This is a genomic window from uncultured Campylobacter sp. (assembly GCF_937997595.1).
Lineage (GTDB): Bacteria > Campylobacterota > Campylobacteria > Campylobacterales > Campylobacteraceae > Campylobacter_B.
This window is the reverse complement of record NZ_CALKTS010000357.1, coordinates 1-15,944: the sequence shown is the minus strand read 5'-3', so window position 1 is coordinate 15,944 and position 15,944 is coordinate 1. Positions and strand designations below refer to the sequence as shown.

Annotated in this window: 18 protein-coding genes, 1 tRNA gene and 2 pseudogenes; 20 read left to right on the top strand and 1 reads right to left on the bottom strand. The window is 43.7% G+C overall.

Going from position 1 to position 15,944, the window contains the following annotated elements:
* Both Q0614_RS12265 and Q0614_RS12260 read left to right on the top strand, forming a co-directional pair.
* Positions 1 to 477: pseudogene (locus Q0614_RS12265) on the top strand (hypothetical protein); the annotation flags it as partial.
* A gap of 554 nt (positions 478 to 1,031) precedes the next feature.
* Positions 1,032 to 1,107 (top strand) — tRNA-Phe (locus Q0614_RS12260).
* A 22-nt stretch (positions 1,108 to 1,129) separates the two neighbouring features.
* On the opposite strand, the pseudogene Q0614_RS12255 reads toward Q0614_RS12260, so the two are convergent.
* Positions 1,130 to 1,638 (bottom strand): annotated as a pseudogene (locus Q0614_RS12255) (IS1595 family transposase); the annotation flags it as partial.
* Between the two features lie 280 nt (positions 1,639 to 1,918).
* On the opposite strand from Q0614_RS12255, the gene Q0614_RS12250 reads away from it, so the two are divergent.
* The 18 genes from Q0614_RS12250 to Q0614_RS12165 all read left to right on the top strand — a co-directional run.
* Positions 1,919 to 2,131, top strand: coding sequence for a hypothetical protein (locus Q0614_RS12250; protein WP_298789036.1), 213 nt, complete (start codon positions 1,919 to 1,921; stop codon positions 2,129 to 2,131).
* Between the two features lie 2 nt (positions 2,132 to 2,133).
* Positions 2,134 to 2,508 carry a WYL domain-containing protein gene (locus tag Q0614_RS12245; protein WP_298789035.1) on the top strand — a complete coding sequence of 125 codons (375 nt, stop codon included), beginning with the start codon at positions 2,134 to 2,136 and terminating at the stop codon, positions 2,506 to 2,508.
* Between the two features lie 164 nt (positions 2,509 to 2,672).
* Entirely contained in the window at positions 2,673 to 3,311 is a 639-nt protein-coding gene (locus tag Q0614_RS12240; RefSeq protein WP_298789034.1) for a YdjY domain-containing protein, read from the top strand.
* Complete coding sequence (locus tag Q0614_RS12235) at positions 3,311 to 3,688, top strand: hypothetical protein (protein WP_298789032.1); 378 nt, start codon at positions 3,311 to 3,313, stop codon at positions 3,686 to 3,688. The genes Q0614_RS12240 and Q0614_RS12235 overlap by 1 nt, the downstream gene beginning before the upstream one ends.
* A complete protein-coding gene (locus Q0614_RS12230) occupies positions 3,685 to 5,202 on the top strand; it encodes a TIGR04282 family arsenosugar biosynthesis glycosyltransferase (protein ID WP_298789030.1) in 1,518 nt (505 codons plus the stop codon). The genes Q0614_RS12235 and Q0614_RS12230 overlap by 4 nt, the downstream gene beginning before the upstream one ends.
* Positions 5,203 to 5,913 carry a TVP38/TMEM64 family protein gene (locus Q0614_RS12225; protein ID WP_298789029.1) on the top strand — a complete coding sequence of 237 codons (711 nt, stop codon included), beginning with the start codon at positions 5,203 to 5,205 and terminating at the stop codon, positions 5,911 to 5,913.
* Entirely contained in the window at positions 5,891 to 6,553 is a 663-nt protein-coding gene (locus Q0614_RS12220; protein ID WP_298789027.1) for a TVP38/TMEM64 family protein, read from the top strand. The genes Q0614_RS12225 and Q0614_RS12220 overlap by 23 nt, the downstream gene beginning before the upstream one ends.
* Positions 6,522 to 7,406 carry a glycosyltransferase family 2 protein gene (locus Q0614_RS12215; protein ID WP_298789025.1) on the top strand — a complete coding sequence of 295 codons (885 nt, stop codon included), beginning with the start codon at positions 6,522 to 6,524 and terminating at the stop codon, positions 7,404 to 7,406. The genes Q0614_RS12220 and Q0614_RS12215 overlap by 32 nt, the downstream gene beginning before the upstream one ends.
* Positions 7,384 to 8,346: a heterodisulfide reductase-related iron-sulfur binding cluster gene (locus Q0614_RS12210; RefSeq protein WP_298789023.1), complete on the top strand. Its 963-nt coding sequence runs from the start codon at positions 7,384 to 7,386 to the stop codon at positions 8,344 to 8,346. The genes Q0614_RS12215 and Q0614_RS12210 overlap by 23 nt, the downstream gene beginning before the upstream one ends.
* Positions 8,343 to 9,278, top strand: coding sequence for an arsenosugar biosynthesis radical SAM (seleno)protein ArsS (gene arsS / locus Q0614_RS12205; protein ID WP_298789021.1), 936 nt, complete (start codon positions 8,343 to 8,345; stop codon positions 9,276 to 9,278). Before Q0614_RS12210 ends, arsS begins: the two co-directional genes overlap by 4 nt.
* 201 nt (positions 9,279 to 9,479) lie before the next feature.
* Complete coding sequence (locus Q0614_RS12200; protein ID WP_298789019.1) at positions 9,480 to 10,022, top strand: hypothetical protein; 543 nt, start codon at positions 9,480 to 9,482, stop codon at positions 10,020 to 10,022.
* Positions 10,023 to 10,024: 2 nt separating this feature from the next.
* Entirely contained in the window at positions 10,025 to 11,401 is a 1,377-nt protein-coding gene (locus Q0614_RS12195; protein ID WP_298789017.1) for a rhodanese-like domain-containing protein, read from the top strand.
* Positions 11,402 to 11,489: 88 nt separating this feature from the next.
* Positions 11,490 to 11,912, top strand: a complete 423-nt coding sequence (locus Q0614_RS12190) for a C-GCAxxG-C-C family protein (RefSeq protein WP_298789015.1) — start codon at positions 11,490 to 11,492, stop codon at positions 11,910 to 11,912.
* A complete protein-coding gene (locus tag Q0614_RS12185; protein WP_298789013.1) occupies positions 11,912 to 13,300 on the top strand; it encodes a sodium:solute symporter in 1,389 nt (462 codons plus the stop codon). Before Q0614_RS12190 ends, Q0614_RS12185 begins: the two co-directional genes overlap by 1 nt.
* On the top strand, positions 13,297 to 14,355 hold the full coding sequence (locus tag Q0614_RS12180) for a hypothetical protein (RefSeq protein ID WP_298789011.1): 1,059 nt from the start codon (positions 13,297 to 13,299) through the stop codon (positions 14,353 to 14,355). The genes Q0614_RS12185 and Q0614_RS12180 overlap by 4 nt, the downstream gene beginning before the upstream one ends.
* 371 nt (positions 14,356 to 14,726) lie before the next feature.
* Positions 14,727 to 15,068 (top strand): hypothetical protein, encoded by a 342-nt coding sequence (locus Q0614_RS12175; RefSeq protein ID WP_298789009.1) that lies wholly within the window; start codon positions 14,727 to 14,729, stop codon positions 15,066 to 15,068.
* A 48-nt stretch (positions 15,069 to 15,116) separates the two neighbouring features.
* Positions 15,117 to 15,329 (top strand): hypothetical protein, encoded by a 213-nt coding sequence (locus tag Q0614_RS12170; RefSeq protein ID WP_298789007.1) that lies wholly within the window; start codon positions 15,117 to 15,119, stop codon positions 15,327 to 15,329.
* Between the two features lie 153 nt (positions 15,330 to 15,482).
* Positions 15,483 to 15,944, top strand: a 462-nt coding sequence (locus Q0614_RS12165) for a rhodanese-like domain-containing protein (RefSeq protein ID WP_298789005.1), incomplete at its 3' end; no start/stop codon positions are given.

Genomic DNA, 15,944 nt, shown 5'->3' with positions numbered 1-15,944 from the left:
GATAAAGGCGTGGATCTGCACCCGCTTTTTGCGGAGTTTAAAAAATACGATCTGCAAATTTACGCGATCGGCTCAAATACCGATAAAATCGTGCTTTTATGCGACGAGTACAGACTTCCTTGCGTGCGCTGCGAAATTTTACAAACGGCGGTGAGCGAAATTTCGAATCGGTATTTGAGCGGAGAAAATTTTTGCGAAAATGAAATTTCAAAAGGACGCTTAGGCGGCGAGAATTCCGCAGGAAATTTAATGCAGGATAAAATTTCGACTACCGAAAGCGAGAGCTCCTGTGTGAACGCAAGCAGCGGCAAAACTTTAGATTCGCAAAATTCTAAAAATTCTGTGGATTTTAAAAATTCCGTAAATTTCGCTAGTGAAATAGCGCTGCTAAGTCCTGCATGTGCCAGTTTGGATCAATTTAAAAGCTACGAGGAACGCGGCGAATTATTTAAAAAACAAGTCGCACAGCTCGGATAAATAGACCTATCGAAGTTAGCCGGATCGGGCTAGGATTTTATTTAACACGACCTACAATCGCATTATATAAAATTTCAACGCTTCTGCTGTGCGGATATATCTAAGTAAATCTAGCTGAAACGCACCTCACGACGTCACACCACTGGCTTTGGCGCAATGTTTATAAAGATGCTTCGTCAAGTCCAAATTAAAGCCAATTTTCGATGCTAAATTTAACCAATCGCAGCTATCGCCTGCTATGCGCGCAAATTTAAAACGATGCCCGCGATCCTTTGGCGCGAATTTATCTACTTTGCACAGTTCAAAACCAAGCGTACAATTTTACAGAATCGGCTAAATAGTAAAATTTTATACCACTTTGCTTTTTAGATCGATAGCTCATTTTGATTATTGCAAATTACTGCTCAAGCAATATTTTTATCACTAAAATTTAGAAAATTCCAACTGAGTAAATTTGGCTATTTTGGAGCGCAACGTGCAAAAATCTAGCGAAAATCGAGGATTTTAACCGAGATTTAAGTATTGCATGGCTAAAATTACTTTTCTTTTTCGGTGGTTGGATAGCTCAGTCGGTAGAGCAGCAGACTGAAAATCTGCGTGTCGGCAGTTCGATTCTGCCTCTAACCACCACTTAATCTATTTTATTATTGGCTCAATTAAACTTAAGCGGATTCTCTCTTATCAGTTTCAACAGTTTCTGATATAAGTTTTCCTGTGTAGTTTTAGTATTATATCTAAATTCACATTCTTTAAGATGAAGCAAAAAATTCTCTTTCTTGATGCCTTTAAATTTAGATAATCTATGTTTAGCATAACCCCAGAAGTTTTCTATGCCGTTTATATGATTTTTACCGTTAGCAAATTCATTTTTAGAGTGCTTCACCCTGTAGTGCTCTTTGGCTCCGTAATCTACTAATCCGTCATAAGCCTTCCAGCAATCAGAATAGATAGTAGAGCTATCAAGCTCGCTATATTGCGATAGTATTGGTATTAGTTCACTAGCAGAGCAGTTTTTAACTATCTGGGTATAGACTTTACCGTCACGCTTTAGCATTCCAAATACCAGCTGCTTTCCGCTTGCGCCTCTACCTCTTTTCCCCTTAATCTCTTAGATCCAAAGTAGCTTTCATCAATCTTTATCTCACCTGAAAACTTAGATATTTTTAACTTCGCTACGCTCGTTACTTTTCAAGGACATAGTTCTTATCGTAACTTTACTGCTCCTTTACATGAGTTCAAGTTAAAGATAGCCTAATGGAAAGCAGTAAAAGTATAAAATTTATTTTGCAAGCAAAATCCTCAAAACGATCAAATTTTTAGATGCTTTTATTGCGTTAAAATTTCTTATTGAATGCTCGCAATTATAAGCATATTTTGTCAGTTTTAAAATACAAAAGCTCATTTTATAGTATAATTTTCTCAAAAATATAAAAGGTCATTCATGCTTAAATATTTAGAGCTAGGCGTTTACGGCACGGATTTAAAGCCCTCGCATCCTTTTATTGGCTCGGCGATCAGGGGCGCCGTATACGCTCTTAGAAAGGCTAGTTGTCCTTTCGTAAGCGCAAGCTGCGAGGAATCGGCATCCCCGGTGAATGCGTGTATAGAGAATTTTTCTAAAATGTATCGGATACGCCAAATTTTAGGCTTTTAAGAGTGGCTTTTATTGTATCGCTTAGCAAAAGCTCAAAAAAATACGAAGGAAAGATCTTAAAGGAATATGAAACGTATTTTAATAAAATACAAAATGCTATGAGCTTACCGTCAGAGACAACGCGAATAGCGCTATTAAAAGCCTCCCCGAAAGTGGCTATATATTTTAAGGAGGGTATGAAGCTGTTTTTCCCAACTCAAAAATTTAAAAAGAAGCTAGATGATGGTAGCATTATTTTTAGCATAGATTTTACTCAGGATATGGAGATATTGCCATTTATAAAAAAGTGGCTTCCCGATATAGAGATACTTGAGCCGGAAGATCTAAGAAAAACGTTCAAAAAGCAGCTAAAAATTGCCCTTGACACATACAACTAAGTAACAAAAAGCAGATTGCATGGGAGTAGCCTAGGAATTTAATTTAATTTTAAAAATTTTTAATATATAATTTATCCGTTTCAGAGGCGAGTTCGCTTATCACGTTTGCAATAAATCTTATATTTTGTAAATCGTAAATTTAAAATTTCACGCAAGGACGTATTATGTTCAAAAAAGCTATTTTTACGGCTATTTTGGGTATGTTTTTCGCCGCGAGTGTTCAAGCTGGCGACGATCAGGTGGGCGTAGTAAGCGCTCAACAACCGATGGTAGTGGACGAGGCGAGCAAGACTATCACTATTTTAGCCAAGGTAAACGGCAAGTATTTTACGGAAAACACTCGCCATGCAGTTGTCTTTAAAGATGGAAATTTCGGCGACAAGCCAGTCTTTATCGCACTTGCCAATCAAAACGATTTTTACAAAGCGATGATGAAAATCGGCGCCAAACCGGGCAATAATATGACCCTAAAAAATGGCGCTGAAACACACGTAGAAGGCGATAAGATCAAGATCGAAGTAACTTGGAACGGCGCGCCTAAAAACTACGACATCAACGAGGTCATCACAGATAGCAACGGTAAACCAATCGATATGAGATTCGGCGGCAACGAAGCTACCGCAAAGAGCTTTAACACCGGCTGCATCGCTTGCCTAGATAGCTGCCCGGTAGGTATCATCTCAAACCACACCTATACCAACGGCGCAGTCGAGAAACGTAGCGAAGTCGTATTTCACGGCAACAAAGACGTATTGCCGCCTGACGGCACTTTCGTAGCTATCAGCTTTAAAGTTGCGAATTAATGCGTGCTCTTGGAGCTTTGTATTATGCGTTTTGCGCTTTGCTTTTAGGGCTTAGCGCAGCGCTTTTGGTCTCGCTGTCGGTTTGGCTGGAGATGCGCGTGCATAACCGCTACATCATAGTCGGATTTTTCGCAGCGGGGCTTATTTACGGACTTTTTCGGAAGCGCGCAACAGCGACTGCGCTAGTTTTTAGCCAAAGTTTGCTCTTTTTGACTACGTTTTGGCTTGGCAAACAAGAGCTGCTTTTCTATCTCATCAAGGAAAGCTATTTAGAAATTTTAACGCTAGCTCAAGTCAGATATATATTTCTAGGCATTTTAACCTTTCTAAATATCTTTTTCCTCTTTAAATTTATCGGCGTCAAGGGCAAAATTTGAAAAAAGCGCTGATATTTTTTACGCGCGTTCCGCTTCCGGGCAGGACAAAAACGCGCCTGCTTGATTTTCTCAGCCCGCATCAAGCGGTGAATCTACATAAATTTTTGATAAAAGATATAAGCACCAAGCTTCAAAAGCTAAAAGACGTCAAAATTTTAATCTTTTTTACACCAAGCGATAAGGATAAAATTTTAAAGCAAATTTTGGGCGAAAAGTACGAATTCGTCGCTCAAAGCGGCGGCGATATAAGCGAGCGTATGCTTGAAGCTTTTAGGCATGTAAGGGCGCTTGGATTTGAGAAAATTTTACTCATCGGCAGCGATATTGTAAATTTTACCTCGCGAGGCTTTGATGCCTATTTTAAGGCGCTTGATGAAAAGGACGCTGCTATCGTGCCTACGCTTGACGGCGGATATTGCGCGCTCGCCCTTACAAGCTCATGCGTGAGAGACGAAATTTTCTCAAGCAATTACTCCGAGCCAGAGAATGTATTGCGGGGCATTTGTGCTAAATTTGACGAGCTAAATTTAAGCTACGCCAAATTTAAACCTCTACGCGACATCGACGTTAAAGAAGACATTTTTGCCTATGCCTTGGGCGTGCGGCCAAGCTCTATAAAACCCCTTGCCAGCGGCGAGTATAACATAAATTATAAATTTCGTAATGGTGGGCAGGCAAGGGTTTTTCGCATAAATACCAAATCCCAAATGTCGCTTGAAAACCAAATAAAATACGAATTCGACGCGCTTAAAATTTTACAAAACTCGGGCGCGACACCAAAGCCCATAGACTATTTCGAGCCAAGCGTTTTTTTACCGCGAGGTGCGATGAGTATGGAATTTTTAAAAGGGCGCGCGTTAAGATACGAAAGCGACCTTGATATCGCAGCCAGTCTGCTTGCCCGCGTCCATGCGACCGATATCCCGCCAAAGCATAGTTTGATCACCGCGCGAAAGCCCTTAAAGGCGATGTTTGAAGAGTGTGAAAAGATGGCCGGCGTCTATCTAAACTCAAATTTATCCAAGCCAAAAACCGCCGAAGCGATAAAATTTTTTCTAAAAAGGGCGAGAAATTTTGATCTTGAGCGTGAGATAGCGGATCCTTGTATCATAAATACCGAGCTAAATTCTGCTAATTTCATCATCGGCAAGGACGTGATGAGCTCGTATATCATCGACTGGGAAAAGCCCATAATAGGCGAGCGCGAACAGGATTTGGCGCATTTTACGGTACCGACGACCACATTTTGGAAGACAGACGTCATCCTCTCGCCCCAGCAGATAGAAAAATTTATAAATTTATATGAAAACTACTCTAAAAAGAAGATAAATAGGCAGAAATTTAAAGAGTACTTTACGATGACTTGCCTACGCGGAAGCAGCTGGTGCGCGATGGCTTACGTCGAATATAACGGAGCCAGAGCCCTAAAAAACGAATATACCTTTAATAAAATCAAAGAGTATTTAAGCGACAAGTTTTTGTCGAATTTGCAACAATATTTCAAGGAATTTTAGATGAAAAAATCTCAAATTTTTCTTCTCGTTGTCGTCGCGATTATCGCGTTGGCTTACTTTTTTATCCCTGCGGTAAACAAGCAGATCACCGACTCGGTCGTGATGCTTAGCAAATTTGATCTCAATGAGGTCTATGCTTATTTGCAAAGCTTTGATAAGACGACCGCGGCTTGCGTGAGCTTCTTTTTGATGGTGCTTCAAAGCATTATGGCGCCGGTGCCTGCTTTTTTGATTACGCTTTCAAACGCTATGATCTTCGGTTGGGTTTGGGGCGCGGTGCTTTCTTGGAGTTCGGCGATGGTAGGAGCCGCACTTTGCTTTTATATAGCGCGAATTCTAGGACGCGACGTCGTTGAGAAGCTAACCGGCAAAAAAGCCCTTGCGGCAACGGACGAGTTTTTCAAAAGATTCGGCAAGCATACGATTATCGTCTGCCGTTTGCTGCCGTTTGTGAGCTTTGATCTCGTTAGCTACGCGGCAGGTCTTACATCAATGAGGTTTTGGGGGTTTTTCTGGGCGACGGGTATCGGGCAGCTGCCCGCGACTCTTGTATATTCGTATTTCGGCGGTAGCCTGATGGGTGGGGGCAAAATTTTATTCGTAGGCCTTACTATGCTATTTGCTTTTACTATCGTAGCCTATATCGCGAAGAAAATTTTAGACGACAAAAAGGCTAAAAAGGCTCAGATTGAAACAAACGGGGCTGCTTAAATTTGTGATCATCGTTGCGATCCTCTTCGTGGCGGCTTTTTTGATGCATAAAATCGGCATTAGCGAGCTGCGCGAGATTATCGGCGAGCATGCGATCTTCGCTCCTCTGATCTATGTCGTATGTTTTGCTATTTTACCGATATTTTTATTTCCGGTGCCGATTTTAGCAGTCGTTGCCGGTGCCGCATTCGGGCTGCTTGCCGGCAGCGTCTATACGATTATCGGCGCGATGATAAATTCCGTTTTGATGTTTTATATAGCGCGCTTTTTGGGCTTTAAGGCTTTCAGTGAGCTTGTGCAAAGCTCAAAAAGCAAAATTTTAAAAACACTTGGCAAATCGGGCGGTAAATTTAGCCTGATTTTGATCCTTCGTCTTATGCCTTTGGTGCCCTATAATGCTCTAAACTACGCATGCGGACTAATGAACGTGAGCCTGCGCGACTACGTCCTTGCAACTTTTGTAGGCATAGTGCCGGCCACATTCATCATGGTAAATTTGGGCGAAAAAGCTCTGGACGTGCGCTCGGGCGGCTTTATGCTGGCATGCTTTTTGATGGCGGCGCTCGTGGCGCTTTCGAGCTGGGGCGTAAAAAAGCTAAAGGCTAAAAATGGCGATCTCGGTAATAATTCCGATCTATAACGAGCCGGATGAAATTTTGCGGCGCCTGTGCCGCGTTTTAGCAATGCAGTGTGGCGAGCTTGAGATAATTTTTGCAGACGCTAGCGATAAAGGCGGCAAATTTGACGGCGAAAATCGCGGCGCGCGCGCAAAATTAGATGCAAGCGCAAACGCGCAGGGCGAGGAAATTCCGAAGCTGAGCCAAAATTTAAATCTCGAAGCAAATTTAAAAGGCGCCGACGAATCCGCTTTTAAATTTAAAAGCGAGCCTTGCGAACGCGGCGGAGAAGCGGCGAGCGAGCGAGGCGAAGATTTCGATCTTGCCGCATTTTTGAGCGAGAATTTCGCCCCGCAGAAATTTCAAATTTTAAAGACGCGCAAGGGCAGAGGCGCGCAGATGGACGCGGGGGCGCGCGCAGCGAAATTTGAAAATTTGCTCTTTTTGCACGCCGATAGTGAATTTGAAAGCGCAAACGCGGTGGCTCGAGCTGACGCAGTGCTCGAAACCTGCGAGGCGGGGTGTTTTACGCTTAAATTTAAGCCGAGCGGAGTTTTGTTAAATTTAATCGCTCTGGGTTCAAATTTGCGCGTAAATTTTAGAAATATTGCGTTCGGCGATCAAGGAATTTTTATCCGAAAAGCCTTATTCCAGAAGTTTGGCGGCTTTGAAAACCTAGCTATAATGGAGGATTACGCGCTCAGTATGAAGTTAAAAAAGGCTGGCGTTAAATTTAAACGTCTGCGCGAGCGTATAATCACGAGCGCGCGCAAATTTAGGCGCGAGGGAGTGCTAAGCACGCTTTTAAAAATGCAAATTTTACAATATAAATTTAGAAACGGAGCGAGCGCTGATGAGATCGCAAAAAGTTATTAAAAATCCGCCGGAGTTTTGTATAGACTGCGGCGCATGCACGAAACATTGCGAGTTTTTAACCAAATACGATATAAATTTGCTCGATTTTTCGAAGCGAAAGGATCTCGCGTTTAACTGCTTTTTGTGCGATAAATGCTACGCCGTATGCCCCAAAGACATCAGCGGCAACGAGATTGCGATAAATCTTAGAACCGAAATTAAAAAGCCGTTTCGCTATTTAAATTTCTTAAAATCGCCCTATCTTTACGCCAATAATTCAGCGAAAAAAAGCCGCGAGCTCGTCTTTTTCGGCTGTAATTTTCCGGGCTTTTTGCCGAGGACGACTAAATTTATTATCGATCTGTTTGAGCCGTTGGGGATTGATTTTAGCGTAGATTGCTGCGGCAAACCGCTTTTTGAGGGGCGGGGGCAGTTTGATCGTACCAAAGCCCATCTAAACGAGCTTTTTGCCGCAAAGGGCGTTGAGACGCTCATTTTAGCCTGTCCTAATTGCTATCATTTTTTAAAAGATAAAATCGACATAAAGATAAAAACGCTTTATGAAAAATTTGAAGAGCTTGGCTTAAATCACGAGATAAAGGAGGAAGCGCATATGTTTTATCCCTGCCCCGAGCGCATTCATAAGCCTATTTTTGAGACGTTTAAAAAATACGTTCCAAACTACAAAAATAGTTTTACGGATGTGAATTGCTGCGGGCTGGGCGGACTTGCCAAAAGTAATGAGCCGCAAATCGCTGCCGATTATCCGCAAAAGCTAAAAGACAAGAACTTGCCTAATCTTTATACCTACTGCGCTACGTGCTGTGGGAATTTCGCCAAAAATGGCGTACAAAACATAAAGCATATCGCCACTGTGATGACCGATGTAAATGAGAGTCCAAATACCAATTATCTTAAAAACGTTTTGAGTTTAAAATTTTATAAAAGGAATAGAAAATGAGCTTTATAGAGCGTCTTGCGCCCGAGATTAGAAAAACTGGCGAAATTTCAACAATTCAGATCAATGTCGGCAAAATTTGCAACCTTGCCTGTTCTCACTGCCACGTGCAGGCAGGTCCGAAGCGTACTGAAACGATGAGTAGGGTGGTAATGGAAGCGGTTTTGGAGGCGATACGAACGCATAAATTTCAAACGCTCGATATCACCGGAGGCGCGCCAGAAATGAACGAGAATTTCCGCTGGCTCGTGAGTGAGGCTACAAAGATACTGCCTCATATCATCGTGCGCACGAATTTAACGATTTTGCTTGAAAAAGGCTATGAGGATTTGATTAAATTTTACGCAGATCACGGCGTAGAGCTGGTCGCGAGCCTGCCGTGCTACACGCAAGAGAACGTTGATGCGCAGCGCGGACACGGAACATTCGAAGCATCGATAGAAGCGCTAAAAAGATTAAATGCGGCGGGCTACGGTAGGGGCGGAAATTTAAAGCTAAATTTAGTCTATAATCCGGGTGGGGCATTTTTGCCCGGCGCACAAGCACAGCTTGAAGCGGACTATAAGCGCGAGCTGAAGCAAAATTTTGGCATCGAGTTCGATCATCTATTTACGATCACAAATGTGCCGATGGGGCGTTTTGCTAAGTCGCTTGAAAAAAGCGGCGAGCTGGCGGGATATATGAAGCTGCTACGAGATAACTTTAACCCGTGCGCGGCGCCTAACATGATGTGCCGTTTCCAAATTTCAGTGGGCTATGACGGCAAAATTTACGACTGCGACTTTAACCAAATGCAAGCTCTTGCGGCAAACGGCCCTAAAGACATATTCGAGATTATAAAGGCTAAGGAGCTTGGGCGGCAGATCGTATTTCGCGACTACTGCTACGCTTGCACGGCGGGCGCGGGATCTAGCTGCGGCGGAGCTCTTGCGTAAAATTAAACTTACGTCCAAATTTAAAAGGCGTAAAGCAGCGGGCGGAATAAGTTAAATTTACGTCCCGCTTGAAATAAAATTTAAGGAGAATAGATACGGTGATAGAAAGCACTATTGTCTTTAAAATCGGTTATTTGCGGGGTGCGTGTGAATTTACTTTTTAATCGCGCAATATCCATCGGTTTTTAAAGGATAAGCCTTATGATGCGAAAAGAAAATTTTCTAAGCGGGATCATAGTATTTTTCTCCGCTGCGATTTTAAGCGCGTTTACCGCCGTATCTCTAATATTTTTTGAAGTCGCGGATTACGTATATTTAAACATCGCAGGGCTTTTTATTTTTTGCGTGTATTTTGGATTTGTGCCATCGGTTTTTTATCTCGTTGCCATTGCGTGCATAATGATAAAATTTCGACTTGCCGACACATTTTTTAGCTATTCGCTTGTGCTCGGATTTGTAAATGCGGCGATCATATCACTTTTTTGCGCAGGCAAGATTAAATTTAAGAAAATTCTTGCTGCAAGTGCGGTTATGGCGCTATTTTCTAGGATAATCGCAAGCGAGCTATATTCGCTATTATCAAGCGGTAAATTAGTAGACGTAACTTTCGCGCTATCATTTGAAAAAATTATAGCTCAAGCTAGAATTTATCTATTTTCCGGAGCTTGCACAATTGTGTATTTTTATATATTCAAAAAAATCGTTCAAATTTTAAAAAAGAAACAAATTGTTTCAAAGGAGTAGAAATGAAAAAAATATTTGTTGCAGCAGCGCTGTTTTTATTTGCATTTGCAGCAGCCTGCTTTGCAAAAGAAGCTACTATCGGCTATGAGGAGCTACGAGATGACGTTCAGCTTATTGACACCAGAAGCGAGGATTTGTATCTGGGCTGGAAAAACGCAAAGGGCGTAAGCGGGCATTTAAAAGGTACGATCGACTTCCCTGCTCAGTGGCTAAATTACGAACCAAGTAAAGATAAAATCGACGTGGAGCTTAAAAGACGCAAGATAGATAAAAGCAAAAAGACCGTTCTTTATGCCGACGACGAGCTAAGCGAAGCGGTTTATGATAAATTTAAAGAGCAGGGATTTTCAAATTTATACGCTCTAAAGGGCGGAATAAATGCTCACCCCAATGACTTAGAGCGGCTAAAGGGCTATGAGAGATATGTTTCGCCGCAGTGGCTGCAAGATTTATTAGACGGTAAAAAAGTAGAGGCTTATGACGGCAGAGGATATGTCATTGTAGAGATTTCCGTCCCCGGCGAAAAAGGTGAATACGAAAGCAGCCACATTAAGGGCGCAATAAATTTATTCTCTGACGATATAAATCACGTCGTGGGTCCGAGAATAATGCAAGAATACGAAAATATCCCACTTGAGGAGCAGTTGAAATTCTGGGGACTTCCGTCTAAAGAACACATAAAAGAGGTCTTACAAAATGCGGGTATTAACGAAAATACGATGGTGATTTTATATGCTACGACGAAAGGAACAACGGGCGCGAATAGAGCGGCTTTGGTTATGGACTATGCGGGCGTAAAAAATATAAAATTTTTAAACGGAGGAAAGACGCTTTGGAAGCTAGAAAAACGTCCTTTTAAAACAGGTATTGTTACGCCGCAAAAGAGGGAATTCGGCGTACAAATTCCGCAAAATCCTGGTATCGTATTTAGCTATGAGCAAGAACGTGAGCTTGTGGGCGATAAAAATGCCGTTATTGCGTCGGTTAGAAGCTTTGACGAATATCTCGGCAAAAAGAGCGGCTACACGTATATAGATAAAGTGGGTGATATCGCAAACTCAAGATTTGCCTACGCAGGCTCAAATCCTTATGCGATGGAAGATTTTAGGAATTTAGACAACACGATGTTTAATTATAAAATCATAGAGGATCGCTGGAAGCTTTGGGGTATAAGTCCCGATAAAATCGTCTCGTTTCACTGCGGTACGGGCTGGAGAGCGGCCGAGACATATTATATTGCAAAGGCCTTGGGCTGGCCTCGAGTAGGTGTTTACGTCGGCGGTTGGTATGAATGGAGTAAAAAAGCGGGCAGCCCTGTTAAAGAAAAAGGTCTTCCAAAAGACGCGCCCGAAAAAGCCCCGCAGGAATTTTTCAATTAAATTCTGCGTATAAATTTGCGGCCACGACAGGTAAAATTTAAACTTTAACCTGTCTGCATTGCTTGAAATAAAATTTAAGGATAAAGCTATGATGAGTAATGAGCAAATCGCGCAAAGATTTGCCGAGCAAAACTGCGCGCAGATGATTTTGGCGCGTTATGCGAAGTATCTTGGCGCGGATGAGGTGCAGCTGATGAGGCTTAGTTGCGGGCTTGTGGGCGGCTTGCAAGAAGGAAGCGTATGCGGCGCGTATCTGGCGGCGGTACTAGTGCTAGGGCTTGCCTACGGCGATGATAAGGGGAAATTTAAGCAAAAACTCGCGAGCTTTAAAGAAATTTATTTTAAAACGCAAAAATCAAGTATCTGCAAAGAGGTGCTGGGCTATGATCTTAGTAAACCCGCAGAGCTTGAGATTATCCTGCAGAAGGGGCTTTTTATGCAAATTTGCCCCCGTGCGATAAGCGATAGCATGAAGGCTTTGGATAAAATTTTAGAATTTAAGGAGAATTAATGAAGGAGTATCAATCGCTCTTTTTTTGGGGCTTTTTGATCGTTTACGGCGCCATAATGTACGCCTTTTCGCCAAAAGCGCGTAGCATCGGCTCGTTTTTTAAAGGCGAGAGCGCGGACGGAGCGAAAGTATCGCCGTTTTTGCTAACGACGAGTATTTTTATCAGCTGGATCTTCGCAAAATCCGTCACCAACGCCGCAAATTTAGGCGCTAGCTACGGCATCGTGGGCGGCGTGGCATATGCGACGTATTGGCTTTGTATCCCAATAGCCGGGCTTGTTATATACCGCCTAAGGCGAAAATTCGGCGCAACCGGGCTGGTTTCATTTCTATTGAGTAACTACGGCGCGGCGGCTAGCGTAGCCTTTTGCGTAGCGATTTTAGTGCGACTTTTTAACGAAGTATGGAGCAATACCGCAGTCGTGGGCGGATATTACGGCGATAGCGGCAGCATGCCTTTTATCCTCGCAGCTTCGCTCTTTACGATTTTTACGCTAGTGTATTCGGTGCGCGGCGGGCTTCGCGGCTCAATCGTAACCGACGTGATCCAGGCCCTCGTTTTCATCGTTGCGACGCTTTGGGTTATCGTCACGATCCTGCCAAAGCACGGCGTGGGCGAGCTCGTAACGACCGGATCATGGACGCTTGGTGGAGGCGTGGATCTGCTATTAGTCGCCGTTTTACAGCTGGTTAGCTACCCGTTTCATGATCCGGTTTTAACCGATCGCGGCTTTATCTGTGAAGAAAAAACGATGCTAAAAAGCTTCATAGTATCTGGAATTCTAGGTTTTATAGCCATCGTGATCTTTAGCTTTATCGGAATTTACGGCTCTATGGAAGGCATAGCTGCAAAGGGCAACATCCCCGCAGAGCTAGCCAAAACCATGGGTATCGGCTCTACGATCCTTATGACGGCGGTAATGATCGCCGCGGCAGGCTCGACGCTGGACTCGACATTTGCGAGCCTTTCAAAGCTCGTGGGCTATGATATCCCGGCAATGCTTAACAAAGATGTTTATAAAAATGCGATCAAAATCGGCATAATCTCGATGATACTTTTTGCTATTTTTGGAAATTTACCGATGATCGTGGGCACGGACATTCTAAAAGCTACGACCATTAGCGGTACGATGGTAATCGGCTTAGCGCCGATATTTTTGTTGCACGGATTTGTAAGACCTACGAGGCTTGGTTTTCACCTCAGCTTTTGGCTCGGGATATTTCTTGGCGTCGCATTTGCGTTTGACGCGAAATTTTTTCCCGAGTTTTTGGCTATCGGCAGCGGCAAATACTCGATGCTACTGGGTATAAATTTCTACGGACTGATCGCATGCACGCTTGCTTATGCGCTGCCCGGGTTGCTTTGTAAATGCGAAGATAAAAGATGAGCTCTTGCCCGCTTGAATACGCGCTAAATTTCCCGCGCGAGCCTAAATTTGAAAGCCGCTGCCTATATGTCGTAGGCGGGCTTTACGGCAATATATTTGCGCTGGAGCAAATTTTAGCCATGGCGGACGCCGAAAATGCGAGCGTGGTTTTTAACGGCGATATCCACTGGTTTGACGCAGAGGCAAAGAGCTTTTGCAAAATAGAGCGCGAAATAGCAAAACGCGGTCTAACGGCGGTCAACGGCAACGTCGAGTTCGAGCTTGTAAGCGGTCAAAACGGATGCGGCTGTTTCTATCCGCCATGTACCGATGCCGGTGCGGTGGGCCGCTCAAATTTAATCCACGCTCGCCTAAGCCGTCTTGTAAAAAAAGAGTGCGCGCAGAATTTGGAAATCTTTAAAAACCGCCATAAATGCGAGCTTATAAGCGTCGGCGACGCAAATGTCGCTATCACACACGGAGATGAGAAATTTTTAGCCGGTTGGGGCTGCTCTCGCGAAAGCTTAAGCGAGCCCGTCCGCCAAAAGGAACTTGACGCGTGGCTAGCGGAAAATAAATTTGACGTGCTAGCCTGCACGCACACCTGCGCGTCCGCGGCGATCGCCCTTCAGCACGGCATCGTCATCAATAACGGCGCGGCTGGCATGCCAAATTTTGCACCCCTAAATTTAGAATTTGCCGAGGTGAGGGAAATTTTAAAATTTACGGAAAAAACGAGCAGCGAGGAGAACGACATATCGCAAAACGCGCAAGCGGATGAAATTTTAAAATTTAAAGGAGAAGGGTTTCATGCGCGAAATTTAAGCGGCACGCTTTTTGGCTTGATTAGTCGCATCGCCGTGAGGCCTAATAAAGAGGCGATCTACCGCGCCAAACGTGGGCGGATCTATGTCGAGGCCTTGCCGGTGCGATATGACGGGGTAAAATTTCTAAAGTGGTTTGACGAGATTTGGGGCGCGCAAAGTCCTGCGGCAATCTCTTATCGCAGCCGCATCGTAAGCGGCACGACGGATAAAATTTCGGATGCGATGCTAGGCGGCTTTACTCAAATTTAAAAAGCTACGGCATACGCAAATAAACTAAACGGAAAAAACAAGCAGGCGAGAATTTCTGCTTGTAAGTATCTAAGCTTCCCGCAAATTAGGTGCGTTTGTGCCGGGGATGGTTTGAGCTTAAACGGCACTGCAATTAAGTAAGTCGATCGCCTAAAAGATAAAAGCCGTTTTAAATTTAAAGACGCGGATTTTGCGCAAAGCGCGCTAAATTTTATTTCAAATTCCACTTAGGCAAAATTTTAAATAAAATTTAAGTCGGCGGTCGCCGAAAATAAAATTTAGAAGAACTAATGAGCGAAAAGTGTAATTGTGAAGGTTATTTTCGCAAAATCATCGCCGGCGAAGTAATCGGCACTTTTTTTAATTGACGCGTGCTAAAATGCGGCGGCGAGCTTTATTTTTCGGATATTTCTGCAGATCGTCGCGTGCATGAAAATATCTCAGACGACCGAATTTTACGCGGCGAATGTCTAGGCGGAGCGATGTATATCGAGGATTTTAGTAGGTTATTGCAGGCTATAGGCTGGAAGGACTTTCACTATATGAGCTCCGTGCGCGCTGCGATCGACAATCCGCAGATTGAGGATCTCATCGGTAATATCAAATTTAGCTCTCGCACAGTCCGCGCGATTAAAATTTCGGATTTTATCGAGGACATCTGCGAGGAATACGCTCAAATAGCGATATACCGCAGTGTCATAGAAGGTAGCTAGCATTTCTTCGATCTAGACGATCATCACCATTTCGAAAAAGACCTACCGATGAGCGTATGTGGCAACAGCGCGGCGATAGTGCAGGAAACGCGGTTTGGAAGATATTTCGAGGCCCTTGGCGACAGAAGCAAGTATTTCGCGCGTTCGCAGGCTACGGACAGGCACCTGAGGTACTTGGTGGCGGCAATGAATGTTGCGGCGGAGGATGCTGCTGCTAAATTTAATGTCCCGAGGATCTCCTTGGGCGCTTTTAACCTATAAAAGATTTAAAAATACGATCGCAAAAACGCTCGTTATTAATTTGGAATTAATAAAAATTCTTATAGAATTATTCCTCAGAGTCGGCGGTCGCCGAAGAATTTTTGCAGAAATTTATGCAAATTTAACTACGAAATTTTATTAAGAGGAGACGAGATGAAATTTATTTCTCACAAAATTTTAAAAAGCGCGGTTTTGCTGGCGGCATTGGGATCTTTTGCGACTTGTAGCGCCGAGATGCAACAGCCTAACGGCTACGCCATAAGCGGCGCGGCGCTATCAGCGATAGAGGAGGACAATAGGGCGAAAGAAAATTATCTAGTCATCGACGTCAGAAGCGCGGATGAGTACGCTGCAGGCCACCTAAAACACGCGATCAACATCCCGCTTGAGCAGCTTGAAAGCAGGCTGGATGAGATAAACGCCTACAAGGATAAAAACGTCGTACTTTATTGTAATACGGGCAATCGCAGCAGCAAGGCGCTTGATCTGCTTAAACAAAAGGGCTTTAGCATGCTTATGAACGCGCCCGGCGTAAAGCAGTACGACTACGAGCTGTATAAGGTCGGCAGCATAAACGCGGAGGGATTTTTGAAAATAGCAAATGAGCCGAACGTG